The following is a 2917-nucleotide window of genomic DNA, read 5'->3' as shown; positions in this document are numbered from 1 at the left end:
AAAACACACCTGTTATAGGATCAAGCCTTACGGGCAATTAGTATCAGTTAGCTTAACGCATTACTGCGCTTCCACACCTGACCTATCAACGTCCTGGTCTTGAACGACCCTTCAAGGGGCTCGAAGCCCCGGGGATATCTCATCTTAAGGCGAGTTTCCCGCTTAGATGCTTTCAGCGGTTATCTCTTCCGAACATAGCTACCCGGCGATGCCACTGGCGTGACAACCGGTACACCAGAGGTTCGTCCACTCCGGTCCTCTCGTACTAGGAGCAGCCCCCTTCAAATATCCAGCGCCCACGGCAGATAGGGACCAAACTGTCTCACGACGTTTTAAACCCAGCTCACGTACCTCTTTAAATGGCGAACAGCCATACCCTTGGGACCGGCTACAGCCCCAGGATGAGATGAGCCGACATCGAGGTGCCAAACACCGCCGTCGATATGAACTCTTGGGCGGTATCAGCCTGTTATCCCCAGAGTACCTTTTATCCGTTGAGCGATGGCCCTTCCATACAGAACCACCGGATCACTATGACCTGCTTTCGCACCTGCTCGACTTGTCGGTCTCGCAGTTAAGCACGCTTATGCCATTGCACTATCAGCACGATTTCCGACCGTACCTAGCGTACCTTCGTACTCCTCCGTTACACTTTGGGAGGAGACCGCCCCAGTCAAACTGCCTACCATGCACTGTCCCCGATCCGGATTACGGACCAAGGTTAGAACCTCAAACAGATCAGGGTGGTATTTCAAGGATGGCTCCACGCAGACTGGCGTCCACGCTTCACAGCCTCCCACCTATCCTACACAGACCGGTTCAAAGTCCAATGCAAAGCTACAGTAAAGGTTCATGGGGTCTTTCCGTCTAGCCGCGGGGAGATTGCATCATCACAAACACTTCAACTTCGCTGAGTCTCGGGAGGAGACAGTGTGGCCATCGTTACGCCATTCGTGCAGGTCGGAACTTACCCGACAAGGAATTTCGCTACCTTAGGACCGTTATAGTTACGGCCGCCGTTTACCGGGACTTCAATCAGGAGCTTGCACCCCATCATTTAATCTTCCGGCACCGGGCAGGCGTCACACCCTATACGTCCACTTTCGTGTTTGCAGAGTGCTGTGTTTTTATTAAACAGTCGCAGCCACCAGTTTATTGCAACCCCTTCACCCTCTGCCCGCAGGGGCATCAAGCTACAGGGGCGTACCTTATCCCGAAGTTACGGTACCAATTTGCCGAGTTCCTTCTCCCGAGTTCTCTCAAGCGCCTTAGAATACTCATCTCGCCCACCTGTGTCGGTTTGCGGTACGGTCTTGTTAGACTGAAGCTTAGAGGCTTTTCCTGGAACCACTTCCGATTGCTTCTTCACCTAAGTGAATGGCCTCGCACCCTTGAATCCCGCGCCCGGATTTGCCAAAGCGCCTTCTCCAATGCAAGGACCGGGACTTCCAACACCCGGACAACCTTCCGCGATCCGTCCCCCCATCGCATCTAACAATGGTGCAGGAATATTAACCTGCTTCCCATCAGCTACGCATTTCTGCCTCGCCTTAGGGGCCGACTCACCCTACGCCGATGAACGTTGCGTAGGAAACCTTGGGCTTACGGCGAGGGGGCTTTTCACCCCCTTTATCGCTACTCATGTCAGCATTCGCACTTCCGATACCTCCAGCACACTTTCCAGTGCACCTTCGCAGGCTTACGGAACGCTCTCCTACCATGCGTGCAAAGCACGCATCCGCAGCTTCGGTATATTGCTTAGCCCCGTTACATCTTCCGCGCAGGACGACTCGATCAGTGAGCTATTACGCTTTCTTTAAAGGATGGCTGCTTCTAAGCCAACCTCCTGACTGTTTTAGCCTTCCCACTTCGTTTCCCACTTAGCAATATTTGGGGACCTTAGCTGGCGGTCTGGGTTGTTTCCCTCTTGACACCGGACGTTAGCACCCGATGTCTGTCTCCCGTGATTGCACTCTTCGGTATTCGGAGTTTGCTATGGCGTAGTAATCCGCAATGGACCCCACAACCATGACAGTGCTCTACCCCCGAAGGTGATACACGAGGCACTACCTAAATAGTTTTCGGAGAGAACCAGCTATTTCCAGGTTTGTTTAGCCTTTCACCCCTATCCACAGCTCATCCCCTAACTTTTCAACGTTAGTGGGTTCGGACCTCCAGTACGTGTTACCGCACCTTCATCCTGGCCATGGATAGATCACCTGGTTTCGGGTCTACACCCAGCGACTGAATCGCCCTGTTCGGACTCGCTTTCGCTACGCCTGCCCTAATCGGTTAAGCTTGCCACTGAATGTAAGTCGCTGACCCATTATACAAAAGGTACGCCGTCACCCTCTTTCAAAGGCTCCGACTGTTTGTATGCATGCGGTTTCAGGATCTGTTTCACTCCCCTCCCGGGGTTCTTTTCGCCTTTCCCTCACGGTACTGGTTCACTATCGGTCGATCACGAGTATTTAGCCTTGGAGGATGGTCCCCCCATCTTCAGACAGGATTTCACGTGTCCCGCCCTACTTGTCGTACACCCAGTTCTTCCCCGCTGTTTTCGTCTACAGGGCTATCACCTGCTATGGCGGCACTTTCCAGAGCCTTCGACTAACAATGAAGATAAAGAGTACAGGCTGGTCCCATTTCGCTCGCCACTACTCTGGGAATCTCGGTTGATTTCTTTTCCTGCGGTTACTTAGATGTTTCAGTTCACCGCGTTCGCTTCACATGACCTATGTATTCAGTCATGGATACTCCATAAGGAGTGGGTTTCCCCATTCGGACATCTACGGATCAAAGCTCGTTGCCAGCTCCCCGTAGCTTTTCGCAGGCTACCGCGTCCTTCATCGCCTGTGATCGCCAAGGCATCCACCACATGCACTTGTTCGCTTGACCCTATAACGGGTGTGTCTTT

1 rRNA gene is annotated in these 2917 nt (G+C 52.9%); it reads right to left on the bottom strand.

The annotated features are described in order from the left end of the window. Window positions 1-16 precede the first annotated feature (16 nt). Window positions 17-2898: ribosomal RNA gene (locus PQQ51_RS34150) — 23S ribosomal RNA — on the bottom strand. Window positions 2899-2917 lie beyond the last annotated feature (19 nt).

It is taken from the genome of Paraburkholderia xenovorans (assembly GCF_046030735.1).
GTDB classification, from domain to species: domain Bacteria; phylum Pseudomonadota; class Gammaproteobacteria; order Burkholderiales; family Burkholderiaceae; genus Paraburkholderia; species Paraburkholderia xenovorans_A.
This window is presented reverse-complemented; position numbering and strand designations above follow the sequence as displayed.